21 protein-coding genes and 1 CRISPR repeat array are annotated in these 23,408 nt (G+C 52.6%); of the genes, 11 read left to right on the top strand and 10 right to left on the bottom strand.

Features of this window, described 5'->3' with window-relative positions; genetic code table 11:
* Positions 1–114: 114 nt before the first annotated feature.
* The 8 genes from cas1f (at position 115) to cas6f (ending at position 10,278) form a co-directional block, all read left to right on the top strand.
* Complete coding sequence (gene cas1f / locus JOE09_RS18420; protein WP_205066757.1) at positions 115–1,092, top strand: type I-F CRISPR-associated endonuclease Cas1f; 978 nt, start codon at positions 115–117, stop codon at positions 1,090–1,092.
* Positions 1,089–4,364 carry a type I-F CRISPR-associated helicase Cas3f gene (gene cas3f, locus JOE09_RS18425; protein ID WP_205066758.1) on the top strand — a complete coding sequence of 1,092 codons (3,276 nt, stop codon included), beginning with the start codon at positions 1,089–1,091 and terminating at the stop codon, positions 4,362–4,364. Before cas1f ends, cas3f begins: the two co-directional genes overlap by 4 nt.
* A 475-nt stretch (positions 4,365–4,839) precedes the next feature.
* Positions 4,840–5,373, top strand: coding sequence for a type IV toxin-antitoxin system AbiEi family antitoxin (gene abiEi / locus JOE09_RS18430; RefSeq protein ID WP_205066759.1), 534 nt, complete (start codon positions 4,840–4,842; stop codon positions 5,371–5,373).
* Positions 5,366–6,286, top strand: coding sequence for a nucleotidyl transferase AbiEii/AbiGii toxin family protein (locus tag JOE09_RS18435; RefSeq protein ID WP_205066760.1), 921 nt, complete (start codon positions 5,366–5,368; stop codon positions 6,284–6,286). The genes abiEi and JOE09_RS18435 overlap by 8 nt, the downstream gene beginning before the upstream one ends.
* A gap of 106 nt (positions 6,287–6,392) precedes the next feature.
* The gene (gene csy1, locus JOE09_RS18440; protein WP_205066761.1) at positions 6,393–7,739 is read left to right on the top strand and encodes a type I-F CRISPR-associated protein Csy1; all 1,347 of its coding nucleotides are present in this window, start codon (positions 6,393–6,395) and stop codon (positions 7,737–7,739) included.
* Positions 7,736–8,686: a type I-F CRISPR-associated protein Csy2 gene (gene csy2 / locus JOE09_RS18445; RefSeq protein WP_205066762.1), complete on the top strand. Its 951-nt coding sequence runs from the start codon at positions 7,736–7,738 to the stop codon at positions 8,684–8,686. The genes csy1 and csy2 overlap by 4 nt, the downstream gene beginning before the upstream one ends.
* Before the next feature lie 23 nt (positions 8,687–8,709).
* On the top strand, positions 8,710–9,714 hold the full coding sequence (gene csy3 / locus JOE09_RS18450; protein WP_205066763.1) for a type I-F CRISPR-associated protein Csy3: 1,005 nt from the start codon (positions 8,710–8,712) through the stop codon (positions 9,712–9,714).
* 9 nt (positions 9,715–9,723) lie between these two features.
* On the top strand, positions 9,724–10,278 hold the full coding sequence (gene cas6f / locus JOE09_RS18455) for a type I-F CRISPR-associated endoribonuclease Cas6/Csy4 (RefSeq protein WP_205066764.1): 555 nt from the start codon (positions 9,724–9,726) through the stop codon (positions 10,276–10,278).
* Between the two features lie 129 nt (positions 10,279–10,407).
* Positions 10,408–12,056: direct repeats of the CRISPR family, unit length 28 nt; unit sequence GTTCACTGCCGTACAGGCAGCTTAGAAA.
* A 59-nt stretch (positions 12,057–12,115) separates the two neighbouring features.
* Here the strand turns inward: cas6f and JOE09_RS18460 are convergent.
* A complete protein-coding gene (locus JOE09_RS18460; RefSeq protein ID WP_205066765.1) occupies positions 12,116–13,396 on the bottom strand; it encodes a cystathionine gamma-synthase family protein in 1,281 nt (426 codons plus the stop codon).
* Positions 13,397–13,644: 248 nt separating this feature from the next.
* Here JOE09_RS18460 and hpt point away from each other — a divergent pair, with 248 nt between their 5' ends.
* On the top strand, positions 13,645–14,181 hold the full coding sequence (hpt, locus tag JOE09_RS18465) for a hypoxanthine phosphoribosyltransferase (RefSeq protein ID WP_105595412.1): 537 nt from the start codon (positions 13,645–13,647) through the stop codon (positions 14,179–14,181).
* 113 nt (positions 14,182–14,294) lie between these two features.
* Here the strand turns inward: hpt and can are convergent, their stop codons facing one another.
* Positions 14,295–14,957 (bottom strand): carbonate dehydratase, encoded by a 663-nt coding sequence (gene can / locus JOE09_RS18470; RefSeq protein WP_105595413.1) that lies wholly within the window; start codon positions 14,955–14,957, stop codon positions 14,295–14,297.
* Positions 14,958–15,076: 119 nt separating this feature from the next.
* Between can and JOE09_RS18475 the strand changes: the two genes are divergently transcribed.
* Together JOE09_RS18475 and JOE09_RS18480 are read left to right on the top strand one after the other, a co-directional pair.
* A complete protein-coding gene (locus JOE09_RS18475) occupies positions 15,077–16,003 on the top strand; it encodes an ABC transporter ATP-binding protein (protein ID WP_105595414.1) in 927 nt (308 codons plus the stop codon).
* Positions 16,000–16,770, top strand: coding sequence for an ABC transporter permease (locus JOE09_RS18480; RefSeq protein WP_205066766.1), 771 nt, complete (start codon positions 16,000–16,002; stop codon positions 16,768–16,770). The genes JOE09_RS18475 and JOE09_RS18480 overlap by 4 nt, the downstream gene beginning before the upstream one ends.
* Positions 16,771–16,820: 50 nt before the next feature.
* On the opposite strand, the gene panD is transcribed toward JOE09_RS18480, so the two are convergent.
* The 8 genes from panD to sfsA all read right to left on the bottom strand — a co-directional run bounded on the left by panD (position 16,821) and on the right by sfsA (position 23,402).
* Complete coding sequence (panD, locus tag JOE09_RS18485) at positions 16,821–17,201, bottom strand: aspartate 1-decarboxylase (RefSeq protein ID WP_062747172.1); 381 nt, start codon at positions 17,199–17,201, stop codon at positions 16,821–16,823.
* 63 nt (positions 17,202–17,264) lie between these two features.
* Positions 17,265–18,119, bottom strand: a complete 855-nt coding sequence (gene panC, locus JOE09_RS18490) for a pantoate--beta-alanine ligase (RefSeq protein WP_200563069.1) — start codon at positions 18,117–18,119, stop codon at positions 17,265–17,267.
* Positions 18,120–18,134: 15 nt separating this feature from the next.
* On the bottom strand, positions 18,135–18,929 hold the full coding sequence (gene panB / locus JOE09_RS18495; RefSeq protein ID WP_200563068.1) for a 3-methyl-2-oxobutanoate hydroxymethyltransferase: 795 nt from the start codon (positions 18,927–18,929) through the stop codon (positions 18,135–18,137).
* 101 nt (positions 18,930–19,030) lie between these two features.
* Complete coding sequence (gene folK / locus JOE09_RS18500; RefSeq protein ID WP_205066767.1) at positions 19,031–19,510, bottom strand: 2-amino-4-hydroxy-6-hydroxymethyldihydropteridine diphosphokinase; 480 nt, start codon at positions 19,508–19,510, stop codon at positions 19,031–19,033.
* On the bottom strand, positions 19,507–20,934 hold the full coding sequence (gene pcnB / locus JOE09_RS18505) for a polynucleotide adenylyltransferase PcnB (RefSeq protein ID WP_205066809.1): 1,428 nt from the start codon (positions 20,932–20,934) through the stop codon (positions 19,507–19,509). Before pcnB ends, folK begins: the two co-directional genes overlap by 4 nt.
* A 58-nt stretch (positions 20,935–20,992) precedes the next feature.
* Positions 20,993–21,904 carry a tRNA glutamyl-Q(34) synthetase GluQRS gene (gene gluQRS / locus JOE09_RS18510; RefSeq protein WP_420830662.1) on the bottom strand — a complete coding sequence of 304 codons (912 nt, stop codon included), beginning with the start codon at positions 21,902–21,904 and terminating at the stop codon, positions 20,993–20,995.
* A gap of 68 nt (positions 21,905–21,972) precedes the next feature.
* Entirely contained in the window at positions 21,973–22,428 is a 456-nt protein-coding gene (dksA, locus tag JOE09_RS18515; RefSeq protein WP_105595421.1) for an RNA polymerase-binding protein DksA, read from the bottom strand.
* A gap of 269 nt (positions 22,429–22,697) precedes the next feature.
* On the bottom strand, positions 22,698–23,402 hold the full coding sequence (gene sfsA, locus JOE09_RS18520; RefSeq protein WP_205066768.1) for a DNA/RNA nuclease SfsA: 705 nt from the start codon (positions 23,400–23,402) through the stop codon (positions 22,698–22,700).
* Positions 23,403–23,408 lie beyond the last annotated feature (6 nt).

Consider the following 23,408-nt stretch of genomic DNA (forward strand, 5'->3'; position numbering starts at 1 on the left):
CTGATTGATTAAAATAATAAAGTTTATTTTTTTTGAAGCGCAGTTCATCAGCAGTATAGAAAGTTAAACATGCATAGTGATTACATGTAAATCTAACACCGCCAGAGGATCAGTATGGAAACGATCGGCTCGTCGGATTTAAAGACGATTCTGCATTCCAAACGCAGCAATATTTATTACCTGCAATACTGCCGGGTTTTGGTAAACGGTGGACGTGTGGAATATGTCACGGATGAAGGTAAACGATCGCTTTACTGGAACATCCCTATCGCAAATACCACCGTGGTGATGCTGGGAACCGGCACGTCGGTGACTCAGGCTGCGATGCGCGAGTTTGCCCGTGCAGGTGTGCTGGTCGGATTCTGCGGAGGTGGCGGCACACCGTTGTATGCGGCTAATGAAGTTGAAGTCGATGTTTCCTGGCTGAGTTCGCAAAGCGAATATCGCCCTACGGAATATTTACAGCACTGGGTTAGTTTCTGGTTTGATGAAGAGTTACGTTTGGAAGCTGCAATTGCGTTTCAGCGCGTTCGAATAAACCAGATTCGGCAGGCATGGAGCAGTGCGAAAATGCAGCGAGAAGATAAATTCACTATTGATATTCCTCGTCTGAACGGTGTCCTGGAACGTTTTGAGCAGGGCCTCGCAGGTTGTCGTAATAGTACTGATCTGTTGGCGCTCGAGGCAGTAATGACCAAGGCGTTATATAAACTCGCTGCCGAAAGCGTTAAATATGGCGACTTTACCAGGGCAAAACGTGGGGGTGGTATCGATCGCGCCAACCGTTTTCTCGATCATGGTAACTATCTGGCCTATGGCCTTGCTGCGGTGGCCTGTTGGGTTATCGGCTTACCGCACGGATTAGCCGTGCTGCATGAAAAAACTCGCCGGGGCGGGCTGGTATTTGATGTAGCGGATTTGATTAAAGATGCACTGATTCTACCGCAGGCGTTTATTGCGGCGATGGCCGGTGAAGAAGAACAAGAGTTCCGCCAGCGCTGCCTCACCAGCCTGCAAAATGCTGATGCGCTGGATACGATGATTAACGCGCTGGAGTCCGTAGCGCAGCAGCTGAGCCGGGTGGGAAAATGAATATTCTGTTAATTTCCCAATGTAATAAACGGGCTTTGGAAGAGAGTCGGCGAATTCTCGATCTGTTTGCGGAACGAAAAGGCGATCGTAGCTGGCAAACCGCTATTACCTGGCAGGGGTTACAGACGCTGCGTAAGCTGCTGCGCAAAACCGCGCGCAGGAATACTGCGGTTGCCTGCCACTGGGTCAAGAAGGACGGGCAAAGCGAACTGCTATGGATTGTTGGAAACCTTCGCCGTTTTAATGAGCTGGGCACTGTTCCAACGAATACCACGACGGCTGACGTACTCAAAAGTAAAGACGAAAACAGCTGGCACAGCATTGAAGCGATAGGTCTGCTGGCCGCTATTGCGGGTCTTTTTCATGATTTCGGTAAGGCTAACAGCCTGTTTCAAAAAATGCTGCGCGGAGAAAAGGGCATCCGTTCGTTTCAGCCCTATCGCCATGAATGGATTTCGCTGCGCTTATTTTGTGGTTGGGTGGGTGAACGCAGTGACCGTGAATGGCTCAGCGCGTTGAGCCACATAGATGCCAGTGATGAACCTGCAATGCTGGCATCTGTGAAAAAAGATGGACTGACGGATTCACCTAACGCGTTCGAAAAGCTACCACCGGTAGCCCGAGTGGTGGCCTGGCTGATTCTCTCTCATCATCGTTTACCCAGCTATCAGCGAAGAAAAGGTCAGGGTTTGCCTCCTGAACTTATCAATCAGGAGCACTGGCTGACTCATCATCTTGACGTGGTGTGGAACGCGCTTAATCATGAAATGACAGACTGGATGCAGTCAGATCTTCAGGCGCAGTGGCTGTTTCCACAGGGAACCCCGATACGCAGCAGTACATGGCGGGCGAAAGCCAGAAAACTGTCACAGCGATTACTGGCTCAGCCTGCGTGGCTGGCCCAGATCGATCTTAATCAACGGTTTACCTGCCATCTTGCCCGCCTGGTTCTTATGCTGGCCGATCATTTCTATTCTTCTCAGCCAGCAACACCCGGCTGGCAGGCTCCAGGCTATTTATCCCTTGCTAACACCGATCGTGATACCGGTAAACCAAAGCAGAAGCTGGACGAGCATAATATTGGCGTGGCGCAGAATGCGTTGCTTCTGGCCAGAAGCCTGCCGAATTTACGGCGCAGCCTGCCAGCGATTACTCGCCATAAAGGATTTAAAAAGCGCAGCGAGCAAGAAAAATATCGTTGGCAGGACAAAGCTTATGATGCCGCACTTGCCTTGCGTGAGCGAGCAGCAAAGCAGGGATTCTTTGGCATCAATATGGCTTCAACCGGCTGCGGTAAAACATTCGCCAATGCGCGTATTATGTACGCGCTGGCCGATGAACAGCAGGGTTGCCGTTTCTCGGTGGCCCTTGGTCTACGAGCCTTAACGCTGCAAACCGGTGATGCGCTGCGTGAAAAACTGACGCTGCAAGAGGATGATTTAGCGGTACTGATTGGTTCGCAGGCTATGGCACAGTTGCATCAATTGCGGATCGATGAAGAGACATCCGCTGCTGCTAACGGCAGTGAATCCGCCGATGCGTTAGTGGCTGAGCATCAGTATGTCAGTTACGACGGTAGCCTGGATGACGGACGACTTAGCCTCTGGCTCAAAAGCGACAACAGCCTACATAAACTGATCAGTGCGCCAGTGCTGGTGACGACTATCGATCACTTAATCTCTGCAACGGAAGGACTACGGGGAGGCCGACAGATTGCTCCCATGCTGCGGTTACTGACTTCGGATCTGGTGCTTGATGAACCGGATGATTTTGATATTGATGACCTTCCTGCCCTGTGCCGGCTGGTTAACTGGGCAGGGATGCTGGGTTCGCGCGTGCTGCTTTCCTCGGCAACGTTGCCTCCCGCGCTGGTGCTGGCGCTGTTTAATGCCTATCGCAGCGGGCGTGAAATTTTTCAGAAAGCCTGTGGGCTGGATGAGAACAGTCCGGTTTGCTGCGCGTGGTTTGACGAGAATGAGACGTTTACGGAAGAGGTGATCCAACCGCTGGAGTTTAAATCGCGACATGAAGAGTTCGTTACGCGGCGGATAGGCCGTCTGGATAAAACACCGGTGCTGCGGCGTTGCAGATTGGTGCCGATTGCTTCTGCAACGCATGATGAAGCAGCAGTGTATCGTAGCGTTGCTGAATGCATATTCAGTTCGATGCTGGCTCTGCATGCTGAGCATCATCAACGTCACTCTGAATCGGGTAAAACCGTGTCCGTGGGCATTGTGCGTATCGCCAATATAAACCCGCTGGTTGCGATTGCCCGGCTACTGATGTCGACCCCTGCTGCGGAAAACCACCATATTCATTACTGCGTGTACCACAGCCAGCATCCTCTGGCGATGCGTTCATGGATTGAGCGCAGATTGGATGAGACCTTAACGCGCTATCAGGAGCAGGCTTTATGGCATGTTGAGGAAATCGAAAATGCGCTGAGTCAGCATCCGCAACAGCATCATCTGTTCGTGGTACTGGCAACGTCCGTTGCTGAAGTCGGCAGGGATCATGATTACGACTGGGCGATTGCCGAACCGAGTTCAATGCGCTCACTTATTCAACTGGCGGGTCGAATCCAGCGCCATCGACAGCAGCCGGTAGGGGCGGATAATTTCTATATCCTGCAGCAAAATATACGCGCGTTAAAAAATCCTGGTACACCGCGAGCGGCCTACTGCCTGCCCGGTTTTGAAAATACAACGTTTATGCTGGCCAGCCACGATCTTAATCAACTGCTGAAGCCTGAACAGTACGCAATCATCAGCGCCGCGCCGCGTATCCAGGAAAGAGCGAAACCGGACGTTCGCTCACCTTTTAGCAATTTTGCCGATCTGGAGCATCGACGTCTGTGGGTAGAATTACAGGGAGTAAAGGATTCCCCTGACTGTGCTGCGCTCTGGTGGCGCGAGCAGATGACATGGTGCGGTGAACTACAGCGTCAAAAGCCCTTCCGTCAATCGCAGCCTGAATTGCTGTATTTTCTATTGATTGCTGAAGAAGGGGATATCCCCGAATTCTACTTTCCAGATGATGGCCCGGCAGGCCGTAAGCGAAGCGGAGACTTCTCCGTGGTTAACCCTGTATTTGCCAAAGGGAACAGCGCATGGATGGTGCCGGACTATCAGCAAATCTATCTGGATCTGGCCGATAAACTGGGTATGGAGTTAGAAGCGATAAGTATACGCTTTGGCGAGATCGTTCTGCCTGACAGACAGGGTGATAGCTGGTGTTTTCATCCGATTTTTGGCGTGTTTAAAGAAAGGTAGGTGTTTCTTATATTATTGATATGGCGTAAAAATTACGCCATATCAATAAAGGGTTAGTCTAATGGTCTGCCTGTTCGGCAGTAAACGTAATGTATATGTATAGCAACTATTTCTAAGCTGCCTGTTCGGCAGTGATGTCATCATACCGTTTAAAGCATTTTTATTGCCAAACATTTTCAAGTTTGAAGCCCTCCTGCTTTTTGAACAAAATTTCCTCTTTGCAAGTTGATTACGCTGATGTAGTATCATCTTTATGATCTTTTATATATTAATAGTAACTAGGTTGTGTATTTCTGAGTGATTAGCGTAACCACCGAACATCTAAGTTTTTTGAGCGGTTCAACAGTACATTATTGATTGTTCATGTTTACAAATAGTCCTCTTTTTTGGGTCCTTTTTGTTTACATAAATCAATATAATTCAGTATTATTACATTTAGGGCTCTTTTTTGGGTCTTTATTGTAGAGATAAAGAGATGAATACACTAAGTGCGATTAACTCGCTGGATAGTTACAGTGAAAAAGGGCGATATGTTTTTCATTTAAATGACTTCAGAAACTTGTTTTCTGATGAACCAGAGCGGGCGTTGAAGTCTTCCCTCAAACGACTGGTTGATAAGAAAATACTGACCCGAGCCGCACAAGGTGTATATGTTTACAATCGAGCCAATAAAGACGCTTATATCCTTGAACATATTACTAAAACTCTGCGTAGGGGGGAATACAACTACGTGAGTCTTGAATCAGCGCTATCCCAATATGGTGTGATTTCTCAGGTGCCAATGGACAGGCTCACAGTGATGACCACCGGAAGAAGTGGGGAGTTTAGTACACCCTGGGGAATGATTGAGTTAACGCACACAGAAAGGTCCGTCGGCGATATTCTTCAAGGTACTATTGAAACAAAGTCTCCGATTAAGTTTGCAAAAAAAGATACCGCTTTACGGGACCTCCGACGAGTTGGCCGGAATATGCATTTAGTTGATTTCGGAGCCCTGGAAAATGCCTAAAAAAGTAGAATTTGATGAGCTGGTCGAAGAAGCTATCCGACAGGGCGGGCTGGCAAACTTACGTCCGGTGGTAGAAAAAGAACTACTGCATTATGACATTCTCTTTTGCCTTTCAGAAGCCGGGTTACTCAAAGGGCTGACTTTCCAGGGCGGTACATCTTTGCGGCTCTGCTACGGCTCAAACCGGTTCAGTGAAGATTTGGATTTTGCCGGAGGTCGTGATTTTTGTTCTGCTGATTTGATAAAGGTAAAAAATTGCATTGAGGATTATCTTGGCGAACGTTATGGGCTCGAAGTAACGGTTAAGGAGCCCAGGGATTTGCGTGAACAGCCTGAGTATGCTGAGGTGAAAGTTGATAAATGGCAAATATCCGTAATAACAGCACCGGAAAACAAGGATATACCCCGGCAGCGTATCAAAATTGAAATTGCCAATATTCCTGCCTATACCCATGCTTACCGACAGTTAGTTCGCAATTACACGGTTTTGCCGGATGGGTACAGTGATACATTGATAAAAGTTGAAACACTTGAAGAGGTTATGGCGGATAAACTGGTTTCCCTTCCAGCCGCAACTCATCGTATACGCTATCGCGATATGTGGGATCTCATTTGGTTACAGCAGCAGGGTGCAACAATCGATGTAAACCTGGTGAGTAGAAAATTGAGTGATTATAAGATTGAGCGCTTTCAGGAAAAAATTCAAAATCGATTAGATTCTTTCCGGGAAATCATTGAAGACGGTAAGTTTTACGCAGAAATGAAACGCTTCATACCCTCATCGGTTTATGAAACGAGTATTGGAAAAGAGGGTTTTTCTTTATTTCTACAGGATAGTCTTAAAGATTTATTTACCCAGTTAAAAAAAGGATTGTATTCGGATGGAAGTGGTGTGAATTCATTTAGATTATGATTTTTAAATATAAATTAGCATTGGTTCATAAATGGCAATTTACATATCTGTAATTTTATTGGAGTTAAATCATTTATTAATTTATTAATTTATTAAAGGAGATTGCATGTTGCAGGAGACATTGGCTTCTTTTATTACCGACTACATCAATGAACGGAAAACAGCAAAGCTCGAACTATTTGAAAAGGAAGAGAAAAAACAGCTATCCGCTCTGTCTGAACAGGGGGAGGCAGCATCGGTCGTGCAGGACCTGAATCAACAGCGTGCGGAAATTGAAAAAAAATACCAGCTGAAAGCCTGGTTAACCGATGCCGCCAGTCGGGCCGGGCAAATCAGCCTGGTCACTCATGCGTTGAAGTTCACCCACAGCGATGCACGCGGCAGCAGCGTTTTCTCTGGGGAGGCAACCACTTCCACTTCCTATCTTTCAACCGCAACGCTAGGTAAACCAACGCTGGATGCAGTGGGTAACGCTGCGGCACTGGATATCGCCAAGCTGTTGCAAACTGAAGTTCAGGGGGATTCATTAATCGCCAGCCTTAATCGTGGTGATTACTCTGCGCTGGAGTCCTTAACCGATGACAGAGAACTTTCAGATGTCTGGATTGAAGGATTCAAACAGGTACTGATCGATAAGCAACCCGCCAGCCATAAACTGGCTAAGCAAATCTATTTCCCCATCGCGCCACAGCATTACCATCTTATCAGCCCTCTCTTTTCATCCTCTTTGGCACATGTCCTGCATCAGCGTATTGCCGATGCGCGATTCAGTGAAGAGGCCAAAAATGCGCGAGCGGCAAAGAAGGCAAAAACCTGGCATAGCGAAGCGGTGGTGGATTTTCCTGCCACCGCGGTAACTAACTTCGGGGGGACTAAGCCGCAGAATATTTCTTATCTGAACAGCGTGCGCAGGGGAAGAGTCTGGTTGTTACCCTGCTTGCCTCCTGCATGGCGGGCGGTGATTAAACCACCTTCGAAAAACCAGTCCCTGTTTTCTTACAGTGAATTTTCCCGCCAGGCCTGGCCGGTAATTCTCAGAATGAAACGCTACTTACATCAGGTACAGCCGTTGGACAGTACGATGGAGATTCGTCAGCAGCGGTTGGCCTTCACTGATGAAATTATCGATATCCTGTTCAATTATGCTGCGGGGATTCAGAACCTTACGCAGTTCAGCGGTTGGAGTGCCGATCCGGAATGTAGGCTAAAACAGTCTCAGCGGCTCTGGCTGGACCCGCTGCGCAGCAAAACCGATCGGCAGTTTCAGCTTGAGCGTGAAAAGGGTGACTGGAAACAAGAGATCGCCCGTGATTTTGGCCTGTGGCTCAATCATCAGCTGCGGGATGAAACGCTGAGGTTGGGGGCAGTGGAGCACCGGAATTTTTCGGCATCTCCTTTGCTTAACAAGCGCCTGCGCGAACTGGAAGATGATTTAGCAGAGGATCTGCCATGAGCAACCTGATTATTTTACGCCATCTGCGTGTCGAAAACGCCAATGCGATTGCCGGCCTTACCTGGGGTTTTCCGGCTATAACGCATTTTCTTGGTTTGACTCATGCGTTGTCTCGCCAGCTCACTCAAACACACGGTATTGAGTTAGACGGTTGTGGCGTGGTCTGCCATCAGCAGCAGGTACACGCGCACTCTTCAGGCCGCGATCACGTATTTTCCCTGACCCGCAATCCACTAACCCGAGAAGCTAAGACAGCCGCTTTTAATGAAGAGGGGCGGATGCACATGACGGTATCTCTGTTGATTCGCTTTAACGGAATGATTCGTGATGGGGAGCAGGGGGCTGCTGCACTTGCCGGGCATATTGCAACGCTGTGTCAGCGGTTGAGGCTGGCCGGAGGAACGGTGACTGCCATAGAGAAGGTGCAGATTATGGGGTGGCCAGAGGATGAGCGGCAGGCCCGACGGGTATTGCGTCGTTTACTACCTGGTTTTGCCTTGTTGGATCGCTCTCCTTTGCTGGCTGAGCATTTTTCCCATCTGCAGCAGTCCCGGCCTGAAGCCGAAATGATTGATGCGTGGCTGGATTTTTCCACCATCAAAATGCAGGCGGTAGCAAATGAAGCTGAACCAGATGAACCTGTTAGCTGGCAGTATCAGCCTAAACCAGCCGCAGGCTTCCTCGTTCCGTTGATGATCGGTTATCAGGCGATTTCTCCGATCTATGAGCCCGGCAAGGTAAGTAATGCTCGTGATACGCACACGCCGTTTTGTTTCACCGAGGCGATATATGGCGTAGGTGAGTGGCGAGGCCTGCATCGAGTTGATGATTTACGTGAACTGCTCTGGCAGTACCACTATGAGGATGGAAGCTATCTCTGCCGGAGTGAAATAACGGCCAGCGACCAGAATTACTCAGAATATGACGAAGAAATCAATTACAACTAATTTAACGTTATAAGGAAATAATCATGGCTAAATCAACAATTAAGACCGCATCCGTCCTGGCTTTTGAACGCAAATTATCTAACTCTGATGCCATCATGCTGGCTGGAAAATGGCAGGAAAGTGAGGGATGGCAGCCAATCAAAATTCAGGATAAGGCGGTGCGCGGTACCATTTCTAACCGTTTGAAGAATGCGATTGCCAGCGATCCGTTAAAGCTTGATGCTGAAATTCAAAAAGCGAACCTGCAACGCGTTGATGTTGCCGCTCTGCCGTACGACACCGATACCCTGAAAGTCTGTTTTACCCTGCGGGTACTGGGCGATCTCTCCACGCCATCCGTTTGTAATGATCGCCTGTATCAGGCAGAACTGACCTCCGTAATTAACGGTTATGTCACCCGGCACGGCTTCAGCGAGCTGGCGGCACGCTACGCCGAAAACATTGCGAATGGGCGTTTTCTGTGGCGAAACCGCGTTGGCGCCGAGCGAATTTCGGTACAGGTAAATAGCGGAGAGCGCGTCTGGAAGTTTAACAGCCATGACTACAGCCTGCGTTCGTTCAGTCAGCCACAGGGCGATCTGCTGGAACTGGCACAGGCAATTGAACAGGGTCTGGCTGGTAATGCATTCGCGCTGTTTAACGTGGAAGCGCAGGTTTACCTTGGCAACGGCCAGGAAGTCTTTCCATCACAGGAGCTGGTGCTGGACAGCAACAGTAAAAAAAGTAAAGTCCTCTATCAGATCAATGATGTCGCTGCTATACACTCGCAAAAAATCGGTAATGCCTTACGGACTATCGATACCTGGTATCCGGAGGCAGATGAACAGGACGTCGGTCCAATTTCAGTAGAGCCTTATGGTTCAGTCACCAGCAGAGGTATCGCTTATCGCCAGCCGGTTAAAAAAATGGATTTTTACACGCTGCTGGATAACTGGGTCACTAAAGCGCAGGAACCTGATGTGACGCAGCAACACTATGTGATGGCTACGCTGATTCGTGGTGGCGTATTCGGCGAGAAAAGCGAGTAGAGGCTGGCTATGGATTACTATCAGGATATTCGCGTACTGGCGGATGCTGAGACAGCGGAGCACGTTGTCATGGCGCAGCTTTTTCAACGATTGCACCAGTATTTACAGCGTGCCGCCGATGGCCGGATAGGTATCAGCTTTCCGGAGGTAAAACTGACGCTGGGCAACAGGCTGCGGCTACACGGATCGCAGGAGGATTTGTCTTCCCTACAGCAGTGCGACTGGCAGCATGGTCTGAAGGATTATATTCATTGCGACGTTATAGCCAGGGTGCCAGAGAATAAAAGCTGGCGCACCGTCAGGAGAGTGCAGGTCAAAAGCAGCGCTGAGCGCCTGCGCCGCCGCTCGGTTAAAAAAGGCTGGTTAAGTGAATCAGAGGCGCAGCAGCAGATTAACGCGATAAATGAACAGCGTAGCGATCTGCCTTTCCTGTTTATAAAAAGTGGCAGCAACGGTAACGCCTATCCATTTTTTATTGAGCATGGTCCGATCGGTCCTGTGCCGGTTCCTGGAGAGTTTAGTTCCTATGGCTTGAGTGCCACTACACCTATCCCCTGGTTCTGACCCTTTTTTTTCCTCCAACGCTAACCTGTTGATTTTTATTAGCGTTGGAGGGGCCGTTAGAAAGAGGGTTTATTTAGAATATTTGGCTTTTCAGCCTGTTTCACAGATGGTTAGATGTTTTTCATAACAGTTCACTGCCGTACAGGCAGCTTAGAAAACAGTCAAGACAAGATCCTGATGATAAACTATGTTCACTGCCGTACAGGCAGCTTAGAAAAACAGAAGTATCGGCGGGAACGCTGACAATTGGTTCACTGCCGTACAGGCAGCTTAGAAATTCTACATAGCCTCGCCTACATAATTGAATGCGTTCACTGCCGTACAGGCAGCTTAGAAAAAAACGTTGCAGCCAACACACAAGCAATTGCAGTTCACTGCCGTACAGGCAGCTTAGAAAATAAACCTTTACCATGCCCACCGCCTACACCAGTTCACTGCCGTACAGGCAGCTTAGAAAACGATAAGCCGCTCTCATTTTTTCTTCAACCAGTTCACTGCCGTACAGGCAGCTTAGAAAGACAACAATGTTTGTTTGAACTCCGCGCCGAGGTTCACTGCCGTACAGGCAGCTTAGAAATGATTACAAATCAGTTTTTTCATCATATCAGCGTTCACTGCCGTACAGGCAGCTTAGAAAAAAGAAAGCCAGATTTTATCCCAAACAAATCAGTTCACTGCCGTACAGGCAGCTTAGAAACAATCCAGATGGAGCTGAAGTGTAATCTTTTGGGTTCACTGCCGTACAGGCAGCTTAGAAATCGTTAACCTGTTCCAGATTCTGGTAGAAAACGTTCACTGCCGTACAGGCAGCTTAGAAAAGAAGCGCAAGCTTATTAACGATGTCTTCCTCGTTCACTGCCGTACAGGCAGCTTAGAAATCAAAATGGAGGCCGGAAAGGTCAAGTTCTGTGTTCACTGCCGTACAGGCAGCTTAGAAACAGTAGACCCCTACGCCAGCTGCGTCGCAGATGTTCACTGCCGTACAGGCAGCTTAGAAAATTCTGGACGGGCGTAAGACGCAGACGCGGCGGTTCACTGCCGTACAGGCAGCTTAGAAATGCGAGCATGGGTGAAGACAAAAGAGGAATCAGTTCACTGCCGTACAGGCAGCTTAGAAACATCGTGAATGCTTTCCAATCTGCCCCCGCAGGTTCACTGCCGTACAGGCAGCTTAGAAATGGTTCCACCACTTGCCCCGCTTGATTTGGGGGTTCACTGCCGTACAGGCAGCTTAGAAATACCTTCGCATCAATTAAGCCGCTGACAATCTGTTCACTGCCGTACAGGCAGCTTAGAAAATTGAAATCTACAGGAGCGACTATTGGGAGGGGTTCACTGCCGTACAGGCAGCTTAGAAATTTTGATTGAGCAGCCAGGTCAGCAGATGTTGGTTCACTGCCGTACAGGCAGCTTAGAAAATTCGCCAGCCGTGGGCCTGGCTAATCGTAAAGTTCACTGCCGTACAGGCAGCTTAGAAATGAGTGAGATAACGCTTCTTCACTGAATCGCTGTTCACTGCCGTACAGGCAGCTTAGAAATGTCCCGGTCGTTCGCCATAACCCATCTGGATGTTCACTGCCGTACAGGCAGCTTAGAAATAAATCCAAATGGAAATTTCAGAAGGCCGCATGTTCACTGCCGTACAGGCAGCTTAGAAAATCACCGGCTTCTGATTACGTCGAGACTCGGCGTTCACTGCCGTACAGGCAGCTTAGAAACACCAGCGAATCGCTTCGCATGCGCCTTTACGGTTCACTGCCGTACAGGCAGCCCCAATAAAACATCCAACGACAACTCATAACCAGCAGCTCCACCGGCTGCCGCTGGATATCAACCGTTACCCCAGCAGCGCCAGCCGCAGATCCTCGATTAAATCGTCTTTATTCTCGATACCGATCGACAGGCGAATGGTGGTGGATTTAATGCCGATACGGTCGCGGACCTCCAGCGGAACGCCTGAGTGGGTGGTGCTGGCCGGGTGGCTGGCGAGGGATTCGGTGCCGCCCAGGCTGACCGCCAGCTTGAACAGCTGTAGCGCGTTGAGAAACTTAAACGCTGCCGCTTCACCGCCGTGAATATCAAAGGAGAAGGTGGAACCGGCACCGCTGCACTGGGCGCGATACGTTTCGCCCTGCGGTGAGTCGGCGTCGAGGAACGCCAGGTAGTGGATGTGTTCCACCTGCGGATGGCTGCGCAGAAACTCCGCCACCGCGGCGGCGTTGTCGTTAGCGCGCTCCATTCGCAGCGCCAGCGTTTCCAGCGATCGGCCAATCATCCAGCTGGAATGCGGATCGAGCTGGGTGCCAATGGCGCTGCGCAGCGCTTTCACCTGGCGGATCAGCGCCTTGCTGCCCATTGCTGCCCCGGCAATAAGATCCGAATGGCCACCAACGTATTTAGTCAGCGAATAGAGCGAGATATCCGCGCCGTGTTCGGTGGGGCGTGAGAATACCGGCCCCAGCAGCGTGTTATCGCAGGCAATGACCGGGCGGTAATTCTGCTGCTGCTCAATCCTGTCCGCAACGCGTTTAATCAGCGCAATATCCACCAGGCTGTTGGTCGGGTTGGCCGGGGACTCAATCAGGATCACCGAAACGCGGCCCTGCGCCAGCGCCTTGTCGGCTGCGGCCTGAACCGAGGCTTCATCCACGCCGTCGGCGAATCCCACGCTGGAAATATTAAGATTGCCGAAGGTTTTACTCAGCAGGGTTTCCGTACCGCCATAAAGCGGCTGGGAGTGCAGAATGGTGTCGCCAGGACGGGTAAAGGCCAGCAGCGTGGTAGAAATCGCCGACATGCCGGAGGAGAACAGCGCTGCGCTGTCGGTGCGTTCATACACCGCCAGCCGGTCTTCAACAATTTCGCTGTTCGGATGGTTAAAGCGCGAATAGACCAGGCCGTTTCCCTCGCCCGATGGCGGTTCGCGGCGGCCGGAAACGTAGTCAAAGAAATCGCGGCCCTCTTCGGCACTGTTAAAAACAAAAGTGGAAGTCAGAAACACCGGCGGTTTGACTGCGCCTTCCGACAGCGCCGGGTCGTAACCGTAGTTGAGCATCTGGGTTTCGGGCTGCAGTTCGCGGTTGCCGATATGCGTTTTTTTGGAATGTGAGGAAGCCATGTAATCTCCTGCCTTTTGGCACGGTGCTTTTATTATTGGCGCTAAACTATCATGCGCGGTATGGGCGGGATAAATGAATTAACGTTCTATGGATAAAACATGTAGCGATATAAAATATGGCTATCTTTACGTTTAGCAGTCCGTATGTCTATTGCGTAATTTAACGCGGTGCGTTGCGCAACGGAGGACGTCACGAGGGAGAAATGTGCTAAACTGTGCCGCTTTCCCTGAACAATCGACGATTAACTATGAAACATACCGTTGAAGTAATGATCTCCGAAGCCGAGATCAAATCCCGTATCGCTGAGCTTGGCCAGCAAATCAATGAGCATTACCGCAACAGCGGCAGCGACATGGTGCTGGTTGGCCTGCTGCGCGGCTCCTTTATGTTTATGGCCGACCTGTGTCGCGCCATTGATGTTCCTCACGAAGTCGATTTTATGACCGCTTCCAGCTACGGTAACGGCACCTCCAGCACCCGCGATGTAAAAATCCTCAAGGATCTGGATGAAGATATTCGTGGCAAAGACGTGCTGATTGTCGAAGATATTATCGATTCAGGTAATACGCTGAGCAAAGTGCGGGAAATCTTCAGCCTGCGCGGGCCTAAGTCACTGGCGATTTGTACCCTGTTGGATAAGCCCGAGCGCCGGGAAGTGCAGGTGCCGGTTGAATACGTCGGCTTCTCTATTCCTGATGAGTTCGTGGTGGGCTACGGTATTGACTACGCCCAGCGCTATCGTCACCTGCCGTATATCGGCAAAGTGGTGATGCTGGACGAGTAAATCGGGCTAAATGACCGCGAGTGCACACCGCACAATCGACCAAGGCCGGAAATTTCGGCCTGTTATATGATATGCGGCAAAGTGCAGTCGGGCAGGGGGTTGCCGCCCGTGGCTTACGGATTGAGGTCCGGGTCGTTCAGCAGGTTAGCGATGCCGTGACGGTAGCGCTGTTCCAGAATCTCGCGGCTGGTGGCCGTTACGCCCAGGTCGCGCAGATAGCCGTCCAGGATGCCGTATACCCAGCCGTGAATTGTCACCTTCTGTCCGCGTTTCCACGCTGACTGCATCACGGTTGAGTGACCAAGGTTGTAAACCTGCTCAATCACGTTGATTTCACAAAGTTTATCGAAGCGTTTTTCTGGTGCCAGCTCACCCAGCAGCGAACTGTGTTTGTACCAGAGATCGCGAATGTGCAGCAGCCAGTTGTTAATCAGGCCCAGCTCCGGGTTTTCCACCGCCGCCTGAACGCCGCCGCAGCCGTAGTGGCCGCAGATAATAATATGTTCAACTTCCAGCACCTCCACCGCGTACTGCACCACGGAAAGGCAGTTGAGGTCGGTGTGAATCACCAGGTTGGCCACGTTACGGTGAACAAAAAGTTCGCCAGGCTCCAGCCCGGTCAGGCGCTCGGCGGGTACGCGGCTGTCGGAGCAGCCGATCCACAGGAAACGGGGTTTTTGTGCCAGGGACAAACGTTCAAAAAAACCGGGATCTTCCTCCTTCAGCAATCTGGACCATTCGCGGTTATTGCTGATAAGGGTTTCAATATCTTTCATAATGGTGTCGACCAGTCACACAAAAACGTTGCGGTAATATAGGGCAATGCTCAGCGATTGAAAACGGCAAACAAGAAACTAAACGCGATACGATAAATACAAAGGGCTATTTCTTACCTATGACTTATGCACTGGAACTTGAAAAACTGACCAAAACCTACGCGGGCGGAGTTCAGGCGCTCAAGGGAATTGACCTCCGGGTTGAAGCAGGTGACTTCTATGCGCTGCTCGGTCCCAACGGGGCAGGTAAATCCACCACTATTGGCATCATCAGTTCGCTGGTGAATAAAACCAGCGGCCGGGTGCGGGTGTTTGGTTACGATCTGCAAAACGATGTGGTCAATGCCAAGCGTCAGCTGGGGCTGGTGCCGCAGGAATTTAACTTTAACCAGTTTGAAACCGTGCAGCAGATCGTCGTCGATCAGGCCGGTTATTACGGTGTGGAGAAGCGCGAAGCGGTGAAGCGGGCGGAAAAATATCTGACCCAGCTCGACCTCTGGCAGAAGCGTAACGAGCGTGCGCGTATGCTCTCCGGCGGTATGAAGCGCCGCCTGATGATTGCTCGTGCGCTGATGCATGAACCGAAGCTGCTGATCCTGGATGAGCCAACCGCCGGGGTGGATATTGAGCTGCGTCGTTCGATGTGGACCTTCCTGAAAGATCTGAATGCCCGTGGCACCACCATTATTCTGACCACTCACTATCTGGAAGAGGCAGAAATGCTGTGCCGCAATATCGGCATTATCCAGAGCGGTGAACTGGTGGAGAACACCTCAATGAAGGGACTGCTGGCGAAGCTGAAATCTGAAACCTTCATTCTCGATCTGGCTGCAAAAAGCCCGCTGCCGCAGCTGGAAGGATTTAAATATCGGCTGGTAGATACCTCTACGCTGGAAGTGGAAGTGCTGCGCGAACAGGGGCTGAACAGCGTGTTTAGCCAACTGAGCGCCCAGGGCGTGCAGGTGCTGAGTATGCGCAACAAGGCTAACCGTCTTGAGGAGCTGTTTGTTGACCTGGTCAATGGTCACACGGGAGAGAAAGCATGACACATTTGTACTGGGTAGCCCTGAAGAGCATCTGGAGTAAAGAGGTTAACCGCTTCGCCCGTATCTGGATTCAGACGCTGGTCCCGCCGGTGATCACCATGACGCTGTACTTTATTATCTTCGGTAATCTGATCGGCTCACGCATTGGTGAAATGCATGGCTTCACCTATATGCAGTTTATCGTGCCCGGCCTGATCATGATGGCGGTGATCACCAACGCCTATGCCAACGTCGCCTCGTCGTTTTTCAGCTCCAAGTTCCAGCGTAATATTGAAGAGCTGCTGGTGGCACCGGTGCCAACGCATGTGATTATCGCCGGTTACGTTGGCGGCGGCGTGGCGCGCGGGGTCTGCGTGGGCGTGCTGGTGACGGCGATTTCGCTGTTCTTCGTGCCTTTCCAGGTGCATTCGTGGCTGATGGTGGCGGTGACGCTGCTGCTGACGGCGATTCTGTTCTCGCTGGCCGGGCTGCTGAACGCGGTATTTGCCCGCACCTTTGACGACATCAGCCTGATCCCGACCTTTGTGCTGACGCCGCTCACCTATCTTGGCGGGGTGTTTTACTCGCTGACGCTGCTGCCGCCGGTCTGGCAGATGGTCTCCAAGCTGAACCCGATCGTCTATATGATTAGTGGATTCCGTTACGGTTTCCTCGGCATCAATGACGTGCCGCTGGGCTTTACCATGGCGGTGCTGGTGGCGTTTATCGTGGTGTTTTATGCGCTAGCGTGGTCGCTTATCCAGCGCGGTCGCGGGCTGCGGACCTGATGTGATTGACTGAACTGAACGGGGCGACCAGCAATGGCCGCCCCGTTTTTTTACGCCACCTGAACCGGTACGGCTTTCGCCACGCGCTTCATCTGGTTGTCGCCTTCAAAGTAGGCCACTTTCGGCTGCCATTCGCGGGCTTCCGCATCCGACATCTGCACATAAGAGCAGATAATCAGCAGGTCGCCTTCGCAGGCGCAGCGTGCGGCCGCACCGTTCACCGAAATGATTTTCGAGCCGCGCTCTGCGGCAATGGCGTAGGTGGAAAAACGCTGGCCGTTGTTGACGTTGTAAATATCGATCGCTTCATACTGCAGGATGCCGGAAGCGTCGAGGAAATCCTGATCGATGGCGCAGGAGCCTTCGTAATTCAGGTCGGCCTGGGTGACTTTTACCCGGTGGAGTTTACCCTGCAACATAGTACGGTTCATAAGCTGTAACTCTGCAATCAGTCGAAAAACGAACGACAGTATTGCCCCTGCGGGCAACGCTGTCTACTGGGTGAGATCAACCTGCTGATTATCAATCAGGCGGGCTTTACCCAGCCACGCGGCCATCAGGATCACCGCCCGGCGGCTGTCCGTGGTTAACGGCAGCAGGGTATCGGCATCCACAATCGCCAGGCCATCGGCGCGCAGGCCTTTTTCCGCAAGCGCGATCTCCGCGTCGGCAATCAGTTCTTCAATATGGCGCTCGCCGTTGTTGAGTTTGGTGGCGATATCGTTCATCACCTGGCTCAGCCCCGGCGCAATTTTACGTTCATCGGCGGTCAGATAGCCGTTGCGCGAGCTGAGCGCCAGGCCGTCTTTCGCGCGCACCGTTGGCACGCCGACGATCTCTATGTCGTAGCCCATATCCGCCACCATTTTGCGGATCAGCGCCAGCTGCTGGAAGTCCTTCTCGCCGAAGCAGGCAATATCCGGCTGGACCAGGTTAAACAGCTTGCTGACGATGGTTGACACGCCGCGAAAATGCCCGGGGCGGCTGGCACCTTCCAGCAGAGTGGAAAGACCGGGAACGTCGACAAACGTTTGTTCGTGCAGTCCCTGCGGGTAGATATCCGCCGGAGCCGGGGAAAACACCAGATCGACGCCGCGACGGTTCAGCTTTTCACAGTCGGCCTGAAGCGTACGTGGGTAGTTCGCCAGGTCGTCGGCGCGCTCAAACTGCATCGGGTTAACGAAAACGGACACCACCACGATGTCCGCACGCGCACGCGCTTCATCAACCAGTGTCATATGTCCATCGTGCAGGTTGCCCATGGTGGGGACCAGCGCGATACGTTTACCATCCTGACGCCAGCGGCGTATTTCACGGCGGAGCAGCGGCAGGGTTTCAATAATCAGCACGGTGTTTCTCCTCGGTTACTGGAAGCTGTGTTCTTCGGCGGGATAGCTGCCGTTTTCCACTTCCGTGACGTACTGGCGCACGGCTGCACGGATGTCGCCGGTTTCAGCAAGGAAGTTTTTGGCGAATTTCGGGATATGGCCGCCGGTGATGCCGAAGGCATCGTGCATCACCAGGATCTGTCCGTCGGTCACGTTACCGGCACCGATGCCGATAACCGGAATGGTCAGCGCGTCGGTGACGCGTTTTGCCAGCGCCACCGGCACGCACTCCAGTACCAGCAGCTGCATACCCGCGGCTTCCAGCGCCAGCGCATCGTCCAGCAGGCGTTCGGCATCGGCCTCAGCGCGGCCCTGAATTTTATAACCACCGAAGATATTCACCGACTGCGGCGTCAGGCCGAGGTGACCACATACGGGTACTGCACGTTCGGTTAGCTGTTTAACCGTATCGGCCAGCCATTTCCCACCTTCCAGCTTCACCATATTGGCCCCGGCGCGCATCAGCTGCGCTGCGCTGTCGAAGGTTTGCTGTGGCGTGCTATAGCTCATAAACGGCAGATCGGCGAGCAGTAGGGCGGCGGGCGCACCGCGGCGGACCGTTTCGGTGTGATAGGCGATATCAGACACGGTGACCGGCAGCGTGGAGTCGTGTCCCTGAACCACCATACCCAGTGAATCGCCAACCAGCAGCACCTGGATGCCTTCATCGGCAAACAGACGGGCGAAGCTGAACTCATAGGCGGTGATAGAGGCAAATTTACGCCCCTGCTGTTTCCATTGACGCAAGGTCGAGACGGTAGTCGGTTTCATCGTATCCTCAGTAAGAGTCTTCCTGGTTGGCGTATCTTAAAGGATGAGAAGGAGAGTGCAAAGGAGATATCCGGCGCAGCACGGACTGCACCGGAAAGGCATTACCAGGGGCGGATCGCGCTGCTGTCGAGAGGAGCCAGCAGATCGGCAATGCGCGTACCGTCCGGCAGACAGAGGTCGGGAGCGATCTCTCGCAGCGGCAGCAGCATAAAAGCGCGGTTGTGCATATCGTAGTGCGGCACCGTCAGACGAGTCGTTGCCAGCGTCAGGTCGCCAAACAGCATGATGTCGAGATCCAGCGTGCGCGGGCCCCAGCGATGATCCTTACGCACGCGTCCCTGTTCCAGCTCAATACGCTGGGTGTGGTCCAGCAGCGCCTCAGGGCTGAGTTCGGTATCCAGCGCCACGGCAGCGTTAAGATAGTCAGGCTGATCGGGTGGCCCGTACGGCGGCGTGCGGTAAAGCGAAGAGCAGGCAATCAGCCTGCTCTGTGGGATCGCCGCCAGCGCATCCAGGGCTGATTGCACCTGGTGCAGCGGATCGGCCAGGTTACTGCCCAGCGCCAGATAAACCCGCGTCATGCGTTGTTGTTGTCGTATCCGTCACGACGGCCATTCCCCGGTACGCGCTTGCGCGGACGGCGGGTGCGGCGGCGCGGTGCCGGATCGTCACCAAGGGTGTTCAGCATGGTTTTCTGCTGCGGCGGCGCGGAAACCTGGAACTCCCCCCACCAGGTTGTCAGGCGCTGCAGCTCGTGGTTGTTTTCCACTTCGGCACGCAGAGCAAGCAGATCGTAGGCGGCGCGGAACTTCGGATGTTCCATCAGCTTCCACGCGCGTTTGCCGTGGCGGCGAGACAGGCGAAGCTGTAAGGTCCAGATATCGCGTACCAGCGAGGTAATACGTTTCGGGATCGCCAGTGAGCGGCAGGCTTCATCCAGCACGTCGTTCATCGCCAGAGCGAAGGCATCGTAATAGGAAAGGCCGCTTTCCTGGGCAATTTTCTGCGCCGCTTCCAGCTGCGGATACCAGAACATCGCCGCAAACAGGAATGCCGGATTGACGCGCATCTGGCTGTGAATACGGGTATCCGTATTCTTCAGTACCAGCTGGATCATCCGCTCCATGTTGCTGTCACCCTGCTCGGTGAAGTAGCGGGTGATGATCGGGAACAGCGGCTGGAACAGCTGATATTCGCACAGCTTGCGGTAGGTGGCTTCACCGTAGCCCGCCTGCAGCAGCTTGAGGGATTCTTCAAACAGACGTGCCGGTGGGATATCGCGCAGCAGTGTGGCAAGACGCGGGATCGGTTCACCGGTTTCCGGCGCGATGCTCATATCCAGCTTGGCGGCAAAGCGCACGACGCGCAGCATACGCACCGGATCTTCGCGATAGCGGGTTTCCGGATCGCCGATCATGCGAATAATGCCCTGCTGCAGATCGTTCAGGCCGCCGACATAATCGCGGACGGTAAAATCGGCCACGCTGTAGTAGAGGCTGTTAATGGTCAGATCGCGGCGCTGGGCGTCATCTTCGATAGAACCAAAAATGTTATCGCGCAGCAGCATGCCGTTCTGGCCGCGCTGCGAACTGTTACGATCGTCAACGGACGGCTGCTCAGCTTCGTGGTGACCGCGGAAGGTGGCCACTTCGATGATCTCCGGGCCAAACATTACGTGTGCCAGGCGGAAACGGCGGCCCACCAGGCGACAGTTGCGGAACAGTTTACGCATCTGCTCCGGGGTCGCATTGGTCGTGACATCGAAATCTTTTGGCTTTTTACCCAGCAACAGATCGCGTACGCCACCGCCCACCAGGTAGGCTTCAAAGCCCGCTTTATTCAGGCGATAGAGCACCTTGAGGGCATTTTCGCTGATGTCCTTGCGTGAGATATTATGACGATCGCGAGGAATAACGGTCATCTGACGCTCTTCCTCGATCCCGGCTGGTACTACCTCATCGCGACTGAGAACTTTTCGGCAAAAATTAGCAACTCGGGTAAAAATGGGACACCTCGATAGTGACAATGAATTCTGTGCGGTAAAAACAGCGGCTAATCATAGCTCAGAGTGAACCGTTTGAGAATGCCGATGTCGCCGTATCCTGCTGCTGCGCGTCGGTAATCGGGATTAAACTCAAATCCCAGCGACTGACAGCCTGCTGTAAAAGTACTTCCTGTGTCGTATCACGCCAGTTCTCCGTGACCGGCTGGCCAAGGAAGCGCAGCGCCAGTACCAGTGCGGGGCGCGGATCGCCCTCTGGCAGTGGCGTGGCGTGATTCTGTTTCGACAGCTTGTTGCCATCATGATTAAGCACCAGCGGCAAATGCAGATGGTCGGGAACAGTCCAGCCAAACTGCTGATAAAGGGTTATCTGCCTGACCGTCGGTTCGATCAGATCGGCACCGCGCACCACTTCAGTGATCCCCTGAAAACGATCGTCAACCACGACTGCCAGATTATAGGCAAACAGCCCGTCGCGGCGGTGAATAATAAAGTCCTCTGCGGCCAGGCGCGCATCGGCCTGCACTATACCGCGCAGGCGATCGCTGAAGGAGCTGACCGGTGCATCCACCTTCAGACGCAGCGCAGCCTGCTGCGGGCCGTGATGCAGGGTGCGGCAGTGGCCATCGTACAGGCCGCCGATCTGCTGAATGCGGCTACGTGTGCAGGTACAGTAATAGCTCATTCCCTGCTGTTTTAGCCAGTCAAGTGCGGCGCGGTAGGCGTCATGGCGCTGCGACTGCCAGAGCACGTCACCGTCCCAATGCAGACCGTAGTGCTCAAGCTGCCTGAGGATGCGGGTGGCGGCACCGGGAATTTCACGAGGAGGATCGATATCTTCAATACGCACCCGCCACAGACCCTGCTGTGCGCGAGCCTGCAGGTAGCTGCCAACGGCGGCAATCAGAGAGCCGAAATGCAAATCACCGGATGGAGAGGGGGCAAAGCGCCCGATATAGGATGCTGACATCATGAATGGGGAAGGGCAGTGAAACGGGAACGGAGAACCGCCCCCTGATCCACTGCGCAATCCTTGTGCCGTTAACCGGCCATTTGTTTTTCGCGGATTTCCGCCAGCGTTTTACAGTCGATGCACAGATCGGCAGTTGGACGCGCTTCAAGGCGACGGATACCAATTTCAACGCCACATGATTCGCAGTAGCCGAAATCGTCATCCTGCACTTTCTTCAGCGTCTTCTCGATCTTTTTGATCAGCTTGCGCTCGCGGTCACGGTTACGCAGTTCAAGACTAAACTCTTCTTCCTGTGTTGCGCGGTCAGCGGGGTCCGGGAAGTTAGCAGCTTCATCCTGCATGTGCGAAACCGTGCGGTCCACTTCATCCCGAAGCTGGTTGCGCCAGGCTTCAAGGATCTTCTTGAAGTGCTCCAGCTGGGCTTCGTTCATATACTCTTCGCCCGGCTTCTCTTGGTATGGCTCCACCCCAGCGATGGCGAGAATACTCAGGGACGATGTTTTACGGTTTTGCCCTTCTTGCATGTTGTTTCTCCTGGATAACACGCACTATACCCTTCACTTCTCAGGCTGCAGATACTGTCAGCCGGCGAAGTACCACACGGCTATTACCTGCCCTGCATCCCGAGACTGTCGGGCATCGATCCCCCGGAGGGGAAAAAACAGGCCGCTATAAATAACAGAAGCGATTAAGGTTGGCAATTATTCCTGAACATGCCTTGACAAGCATGTGAGGAAGAGCGTATTTGGCCCCTTGCCGAAAGCGTGCTTATAACAGCAAATTGCGCCAATTTTTACAACTCTACCTTCAGGGGCCGAATCAGGCTTATCCCTTCGGGTGATAACTCCGCCTTATAGCAAAGCAGCTCAACGCCATTTTGCTGTGCCTGTACCAGTAGTTCTGCGTAGCGCGCATCAATGTGACTTGCGGGGGCAACGTCCTCAATCCCCGAGTGCAGAACGGCGAAAAACAGAACTGCCCGTTGGCCGGATTGCGCGATCTGGCTCAGCTCGCGCAGATGCTTCTGACCACGCGTGGTCACCGCGTCCGGGAAGTACCCTTTGCCCTGCTGTAACAACGTAACGGATTTGACTTCAATATAGCAGTTACGGCAACCCTCTGCCTGTAACAGGAAATCAATACGGCTGTTTTCGGCGCCGTATTTAACTTCAGGTTGCAGTCGGGTGTAACCGGATAATTCTGCAATCCGTCCTTCTTGCAGCGCTTCACGTACTAACGTGTTAGCACGCAGGGTATTAATGCATATCAACTCTCCGCTTTGCGTTCCGGTCAGCTCCCAGCTGTGGGGATACTTTCGCGTCTGGCTGGCGGAGGTGGAATACCACACGGTATCCCCCGGCGTGGCGCAACCGGTCATCGCACCGGTATTGGCGCAGTGAATCGTCAGCGTCTCACCGTCGGGCGTTATCACATCGGCCAGAAAGCGCTTATAGCGTTTAATTAACGTTGCCGATTGCAGAGCGGGACTGTATTCCATAGGAAT

Origin of the sequence: Pantoea coffeiphila (assembly GCF_016909495.1) — a bacterium.
Classification (GTDB): domain Bacteria; phylum Pseudomonadota; class Gammaproteobacteria; order Enterobacterales; family Enterobacteriaceae; genus Erwinia; species Erwinia coffeiphila.